Annotated in this window: 9 protein-coding genes; 4 read left to right on the plus strand and 5 right to left on the minus strand. The window is 54.8% G+C overall.

The features are described 5' to 3' along the window. Positions 1 to 177: 177 nt before the first annotated feature. Positions 178 to 471 (plus strand): hypothetical protein, encoded by a 294-nt coding sequence (locus ACR0FB_RS20510; protein ID WP_480621757.1) that lies wholly within the window; start codon positions 178 to 180, stop codon positions 469 to 471. A gap of 126 nt (positions 472 to 597) precedes the next feature. On the opposite strand, the gene ACR0FB_RS20515 is transcribed toward ACR0FB_RS20510, so the two are convergent. From ACR0FB_RS20515 to ACR0FB_RS20535, 5 genes are all read right to left on the minus strand, one after another. Further along, complete coding sequence (locus ACR0FB_RS20515) at positions 598 to 1,788, minus strand: adenylate/guanylate cyclase domain-containing protein (protein WP_480621758.1); 1,191 nt, start codon at positions 1,786 to 1,788, stop codon at positions 598 to 600. Positions 1,789 to 1,982: 194 nt separating this feature from the next. Then, complete coding sequence (locus ACR0FB_RS20520; protein WP_480492666.1) at positions 1,983 to 2,156, minus strand: hypothetical protein; 174 nt, start codon at positions 2,154 to 2,156, stop codon at positions 1,983 to 1,985. Continuing rightward, positions 2,153 to 3,457 (minus strand): DUF6538 domain-containing protein, encoded by a 1,305-nt coding sequence (locus ACR0FB_RS20525; protein WP_480492664.1) that lies wholly within the window; start codon positions 3,455 to 3,457, stop codon positions 2,153 to 2,155. Before ACR0FB_RS20525 ends, ACR0FB_RS20520 begins: the two co-directional genes overlap by 4 nt. Positions 3,458 to 3,497: 40 nt before the next feature. Then, on the minus strand, positions 3,498 to 3,689 hold the full coding sequence (locus ACR0FB_RS20530; RefSeq protein WP_480492663.1) for a hypothetical protein: 192 nt from the start codon (positions 3,687 to 3,689) through the stop codon (positions 3,498 to 3,500). Then, a complete protein-coding gene (locus tag ACR0FB_RS20535; protein WP_170484287.1) occupies positions 3,682 to 3,849 on the minus strand; it encodes a hypothetical protein in 168 nt (55 codons plus the stop codon). The genes ACR0FB_RS20530 and ACR0FB_RS20535 overlap by 8 nt, the downstream gene beginning before the upstream one ends. A gap of 226 nt (positions 3,850 to 4,075) precedes the next feature. On the opposite strand from ACR0FB_RS20535, the gene ACR0FB_RS20540 reads away from it, so the two are divergent. The 3 genes from ACR0FB_RS20540 to ACR0FB_RS20550 all read left to right on the plus strand — a co-directional run bounded on the left by ACR0FB_RS20540 (position 4,076) and on the right by ACR0FB_RS20550 (position 7,013). Next, positions 4,076 to 5,638, plus strand: coding sequence for an arylsulfatase (locus ACR0FB_RS20540; protein WP_480621759.1), 1,563 nt, complete (start codon positions 4,076 to 4,078; stop codon positions 5,636 to 5,638). A 126-nt stretch (positions 5,639 to 5,764) separates the two neighbouring features. After that, a complete protein-coding gene (locus ACR0FB_RS20545) occupies positions 5,765 to 6,136 on the plus strand; it encodes a DUF4345 domain-containing protein (protein WP_480492661.1) in 372 nt (123 codons plus the stop codon). A 19-nt stretch (positions 6,137 to 6,155) separates the two neighbouring features. Continuing rightward, positions 6,156 to 7,013: a DUF302 domain-containing protein gene (locus tag ACR0FB_RS20550; RefSeq protein WP_480492659.1), complete on the plus strand. Its 858-nt coding sequence runs from the start codon at positions 6,156 to 6,158 to the stop codon at positions 7,011 to 7,013. Positions 7,014 to 7,094: the final 81 nt, after the last annotated feature.

Below are 7,094 nucleotides of genomic sequence, written 5' to 3' on the forward strand. Positions count from 1 at the left end.
AACGACTGGTCTGAGCTTAGAGCGGAAGCAATTTCGTAGACCGAGCTAGATAGCCTTTGAAAAGCGCAAGAAATTGACCACCTATGTGAAAACCGTATTGTCGAATATGGGACACAACTAAGTTCCCGCAGAGTGCGCTTCGGCGCTTCTATGGATCAACACGGAACAGGGTGTATTATGAAAAATTATCTTTTGGCATTGCCAGCGGTCGCACTTCTCGCCGCCTGTGATGAAGGTAGTACAACCAGCGCTACGTCGGCGACACCAACCGCGGCTGAGCAAGCTTGCTTGCGTGATGTCACCGCAACTACCAACAATCCGGATGTGGCACTGCTCGGTTCGGAGTTCTCTGAAGCCGGGACGTTCGTGCGCGTTGGTGTAGGACCTGACCGCGCCCCATGGCAGTGCATCGCTTACAGTGACGGTACAACGGATGGCATCATGTCGTTGACTGATGAAGGCACTCTCTAGTCTCACTTGGAAAGCCTAGTGTTGCTAAACAGATCGACATTTGACCACCCTGCGAGCGGTCGCTATGTCCGCTCGCACCCTCAAACCATACATCTAACAAATTCTGTCGGATGACCGAGCCGAGCCCTATGCGGAAGTTACCCGCCCAGTAAGCCACCAGGTCTTAACCTCGCCCATACCCTTCACTTCAATGGTTCCGCGTTCTTCGAAAGTATATTCGGTCTTTAGTTCTTCATAGGCCAGACCAGTTAACTGAATGCGGCCCGGTTCGCCGTGGCTCTCCATTCGGCTTGCAATGTTCACAGTTTCGCCCCAGACATCATAAAAAAGTTTTTTGGTGCCGATTACCCCCGCAATGGCGGGACCGGCATGCAAGCCAATACGTAGCTGCAACCCGTCGGTAAACTCGGGCGACATGTCTTGCACGGCGGCCTGCATGTCGAGCGCCATCTCGGCGATGCACTGAACCGGGTCGCCCACGGGAGAAGGCGTCCCCGCGGCAACCATGTAGGCGTCGCCAATGGTCTTGATCTTTTCCAGCTTATGTATTGCCGCAAGGTGGTCGAAAGTGGAAAAGATACGGTTGAGGAAGCTTACAAGATCGGTCGGTGCCATCCGGGCTGAGCACTGGGTGAAACCGACGATGTCGGCATATAAGATCGCAATGTGATCGAGGCTGTCAGCGATGATCTGATCCGGTGCGTCTTTGAGGCGTGCCGCGATTTCAGTCGGAAGCAAGTTGTAGAGAAGGTCTTCGGAACGGGCATGTTCGGCCTCCAGCGCATCGTCCGACTTGCGCATCTCTGTAACAAAGAAAGCGGTAGTCGCCGCTAGGATCAACAGCAATAAAGCTGCATTCAATATTGCCATACCCGTTTCGCTTCCGACGATAATCGTTCCGGGAAGCTGATCTCGCAAAGCTGTGCAAGCCAGATATGCCAAGCCGGAAAGGGCCGCAAAGCTATTCGCCGCGTGTCGGGCCGACCTAGGAAAGACAAGGTAGGGGATGACTGTCCCAAGCAAGAAGAACTGATGCGCACCCGAGGCATATCCAAAGGTCAATGCAACAAATAACATGTGCAATAGAAAGACTGTCGAAATCAAAAGTGCAGCGGCACCGTGCCTGTTGCGACGAAGCAGGAGCAGAGCAAGCAAAAACAAGACACTGACGATAGCGTTTTCGACAGTAACAAACCTCTCTCCCACGAAGACATTAGCTACAGTCCATATGGCGTTTGCCATAAAGCCTAGAAGCGCCACAATATACGCGGCTTGCGTGTGCTTGGCATCTCGAACTTCACTCAGAAGTACCCGCATGATTTCCGCCTCTCAGGCATTTTGTGGCTTGGCTGAATGATCCGACACAAATGTTCAGTTACACAAGACCAATAGCTTCGCATTGTCCCGCAACTCGACCATTCAGCCAACCGTTACCCAACGCCCACTTCTGAAAAAAGAAAACAAAGTGAGCGTCCCCCGGCAACCCGATTAGGGCCGCCGAGGGTTAGGCGTCAGGGTGGTCCGCGGTTGACGACGTAGTCAGCCAACCACTGCCAGTAGGCGTCCGCATCCCGGAATCCCTGAGCCCGAGCAGCCAGATCTTCCGCCGCTTTACGGGTGCAGCCACCATCGTATTCAGCGATAGCGGCCCGTTCCTCGAACGCATCAATGTCAGGGAACGTCATACCGGAAGCCGTATCTGGTCAACGATCGACCGACGCTGCTCATCACTGATTCCAGCCGAGTAAATCCCGTAGGTGATCCCGTTCTCTGACCGCGCCGATTGGTGACCGACCAGAGATGCCGTGAAGTGCTCAGGGACACCTGTTCGCTCGCACTGGGTCACAAACCACTTGCGGGTCGAGTGGAACACCAGTCCCGGTCGCTCCAGACCCAGCCGACGTCTCAGTCTCGCGAACCCCTTGGTGACGTGCGCCACGGTCAGGTCAGGGAACAGAGGACCATGGCTAGGCAATTGCCGGAAGGTCTCATCCAGCACCGGGTGAACCGGGACCAGTCGTTCCGCCGCGTCGGTCTTCAGCAGTCTCAGTTGGTTCGGTTGAACATGAACGAAGCAACCGAGATTGCCCTTGGCCACGAGGTCTTCTCGGAGCAACCCAACCGCTTCCCCAGCGCGCATTCCCGTCAACAGGCAGGTCAGCAGCACGGAATGCAGGTCCCGGTCTTTGGCTCCCAGCAATCGCACGACTTCCTCGTCAGTCGGCACCGCATAGGGTTGAGGACGCACTTTCCGGTCGAAGAGAACAGTCCTGAACGGGTTGACCTCCAGATGCCCCTCATAGACCACCCAGTCGAGGAAGTGATTGACCTGCGACCAGATCCGCCGCTGGGTTCTGGCGGTGATGGTCACCGACCCCCGAGACGAGTAGGTAACGAGTTGGTCCAGGCTCAGCCCGCGGGTCCTCTCTGACTTACCGATCATCGGAGACAGTTGGGCTATCGCTGACAGAAACTCTCGCCCCTCCGTCCGCGTCAGACTGCAAACCGACTGGTCACCATATCGGCTCGTGAACAACCCAACAGAGTATCGGACCGATTTGAACCCGCTGGGTCGCAGTTCATCACTACGCCGGGAGAGATAGGCGCGGCTCAGGTCCCGGATCACTACCTTTACCGGTGCGGCTGGTCGGGTGAAGGCAGGACCGTCCAGAACTGTCCCGGAGCCCTCCAGAGTGGCCCGGAGACGCACGAGAGACGACTCTGGCTGGTCAAGCCAATCAGGACCGTCAGCGGTGCTTTCTGTGGCAGACAGGGCCTCCTCTGCCTGACCCCGGACTTGCTCCACCAGTGTCTCGAACCGTGCATTGACTTCAGCGGCTCGGACACGGGCGGTGTTACGATCTCCGGTCTTGAGGCTCTGCTTCAGCGCCTGAGCGCCCAGCGCGAGAGCCACGTCAACGGGATAGTTGCGTCTGAACAACCACGTATGGCCCTTCAGATAGGCATAGCGAATGTGAGCAGACATCAATCTCCTCCTTTTCTGTTTTGAATTTTGGGGATTGCCGTTAGGCGCTAGAGACAACCCGGACGATCATCTCGAGTGCCGGTTCGCCGTAGGCTCCAGCCAGAGGGCCGGTGACGGCATGGCCGGTCACGCAGTCTTCGAACACCTCTTCCACGCGGAACAGATGTTCAGGGACGTCATCGAAGGCGCGGACGACCACGACGTCACCGGGGTTCAGTTTCAGCTCAGTCATCGTCGGACCTCCACGTCCAGAGGACCGCCAGCAGAACCAGCGCCGAGACAGCGGGATGGGACCGAGACACCACCCAGAGCATCGTCGTCAGGACAGCCTTGGGCGGTGGGTGCAAAAGAAAACCCCCGACGAGAACGCCGAGGGCAGACAGGTACTTCATGGATCAAACTCCTGCAGTTGCTTCTTTATTTAGATGCAGGAGGTTGCTCGGTTTCGACGGGGGGCGGACGTTCAGGTTTATTGCGGGAATGACCAAGTTGCGGACTTTGCGGCCAAAGGCATTTCTTGCACCAAGGTGCTGTGCCTAAAAGTTAACAAATTAGACTGTTCCTCCAAGCCGATGTTTTTCTTATCGTTGGTGAGAAATTGCGTATCGGGAGGTCTTAATGAACAAGCTTATCTCAGTAGCGGGTGCGGTCTGTTTTTCTTTCACTGGAGCTTGGGCCGACGAGCATACCCCGCCCAACATTCTTGTCATCATGGCAGATGACGTGGGTTGGGCGAGCGTCGGCGTTTACCACGGAGGTGTCAAAAGCATCGAGACGCCGAACTTGGATCGCCTCTCGTCTGAGGGTGCTCGTCTCACAGATTATTATGCCGAGCCAAGTTGTACTGCCGGTCGATCAGCCTTTATGACCGGACAGTTGCCTATTCGGACTGGTATGCACACGGTAGGGCTGCCGGGGGATCCGATAGGGTTAAATCCAGATGATCCGACGCTTCCGATGTTCTTGAAAAAGTTGGGGTACACGACGGGCCAGTTCGGTAAAAACCACTTGGGCGATCTCAACGAGTTCCTACCGACTACAAAAGGTTTCGACGAGTATTGGGGTTGGCTCTATCACCTGAATGCTATGGAATATACGTCTGATCCGGATTGGCCAGACGCCCCAGAATTCAATGCGCAATTTGCGCCTCGCAACATCATTCATTCGTTCGCAACAGAGGAAGAAGACGAAACAGTCGATCCGCGATTTGGAAAAGTAGGGAAGCAGCGCATCATTGATGACGGGCCTGCACCTCCGGAGCGCCAAAAGACTTTGGATGACGAAGTGACATCTTACACGAAGGACTTCATTTCTCGTGCAGTAGAGTCGGACACTCCGTTTTTTGTCTGGATGGCTCCTGCCCGTGCACACGTCTGGACCCACCTTAGCCCCGAATACGAAGCTATGTTAGGCAATGGGCGTGGACTTCAGGATGTTGTCATGAAGGAGTTGGACAACAACGTTGGTAACGTTCTCAGCCACCTTGAGGATCTGGGAGTCGCCGATAATACCATAGTGATGTTCACCGCCGATAACGGCCCGGAAACCCTGACGTGGCCCGATGGTGGTACGACACCGTTTCATGGGGAAAAGGGTACTACCTGGGAAGGTGGCTTTAGGGTACCTGCGATTATTCGCTGGCCGGGCAAAATTCCTGAAGGACAAGTCTTGAACGGTATCTTCAGCGGTATGGATTGGATGCCAACCTTTGTCGCCGCAGCGGGAGGCCCCACAGACCTAAGAGAGAAACTCCTAGAGGGTTATGAAGGGTACAAAGTACACCTCGATGGCTACAACCAGCTATCTTACCTGACCGGTGAGGATGAAGAGAGTAGCCGCCGCGAGCTGATTTACTATCAGGGCACGGATCTCCAAGCAGTACGGTACAACGATTGGAAGGCGCATTTTGTCGTTCAAAACCACGGCTGGTCAGGTCCTAAAGAAGAATTGGTCGCCCCCTTGCTTTTCAACCTTCGCCGCGACCCGTATGAGAAAGCAGCAGAGGAAAGCGGGATGTACGTCCGCTGGATGGGTGAGAAAATGTGGGCTTTCGGCCCAGCCGCCCGACTAGTGCAGGCACATCTCGCTACTTTCGAGGAGTTCCCTCCGCGCGGTAAGCCGGTCGCCAATCAAGATCATGTTGAAGAACAGACAACAACCGAAGGCGGCATCTCTCAGTAGAAAAAGCGAGGCTTCCAATACGCCTTTCTCACCGCAGCGTGGGCATCCGTGTCGGATCATCGGGTGCCCAAAAAACCGACTAGGATTTTCGCAAAAAAGCGAAACCTCTACGGGAAGGAGTCCTCCATGAGTGCCAGATTAGTCCTTCTGCTTGCTGCCGTCGGCCTCGTGCCAATTGCGTTATCATATGGCCTGATGCCGGGCAGTTCGATCCCAGTTTTGCTGGGATTTCCGGTGGAAGGAACGAACCAAACCCACGTGTTCCGAGCGATTATGGGTCTTTATCTGGCAAACGCTTTGTTTTGGTTGGCGGCCGCTTCGAAACCAGAATTACAACGCCCCGCGCTGTGGGTTCTATTTTTGTTTATGTCGGGACTGGCCGTTGGACGCATACTAAGCATTCTTATCGATGGAGTTCCGAACGGGATACTTCTCTTTTATCTTGCAGCCGAGATAGCATTTGCGGCTCTGGCGGCAGTTTCCCTGAAAAAAGTTTGATGAAATAGGAAGTGGTAAAGTGCTGAGGTTTTTCTTCGTTCTCTCGATGGTTGCGACTTCATCTGTGTCGCCATCCGCTCTTGCACAATCGTCATCCATCCAGACTGCGGTGGATGAAAACTTCTTGGCGCTTGAGACTGTCGTTGCCGAAGCGGGAGTTACTCCAAACGCATCGATAGATCACGCGCGACTGGCCAATGCCGAAGGCGTAGAAATGCCAGCGTCTCGTGTACTCATTTTTTCTGATCCTGAGATAAACACACCAATTCTGGAAGAGACTGTGCGAGCAGGTCTGGACCTTCCTTTTCGCGTACTTTCCTTCGCTCAGGATGGTAGCCCACAGATCGCTTACACAGACTCGCAGTTTCTCAAAGTCCGGCATGGACTCACGGACGCTTCTTCGTTGCGTGCGTTTCAGAGCAAGATGCTCGAAGTTCTAAACGACTTGGATGCAACACCAGCGCCGACCAACGGGTTGTTTGCCGACTACGGGATCATCGAGCTGCGATCTCAGCTCAGCGTACCAGAGGCAGTCGAACGTCTCAGGACAGCCGTGATGGGGCAGGACGATACCGTCTGGTTTGGGGAAATCGATTTTGCGACCGAAGCTTCCCAACTGGGGGTGGCGCTGCCGGATACGGTTCTCTTGCTGTTCGGCGGACCAGCACCCGGTGGCGTGGCAATGGCGGGCTTTCCAGCAATTGGTTTGGATGCCTTTTGCCAAAAACTTCTGGTTTATGCGAATGAAGAGGGCGGCTCCGTAGTCATTTTCAATGACATCGCTGCCTTGGCGGAGTTGCACTACGGTACTTCAGCCAAACCTCATCACGGTTTGAACACACGGCTGACCGAGACATTTCGGACGGCAATTGAGTAGCCGCTGCTTAGAAAACGCAATAGAAACCCAATAGCGATTGGCCGTCTTTTCGTCGTCAGCCTTGGGCTCTCAACGGTCATC

Source organism: Ruegeria sp. P10, assembly GCF_056534925.1.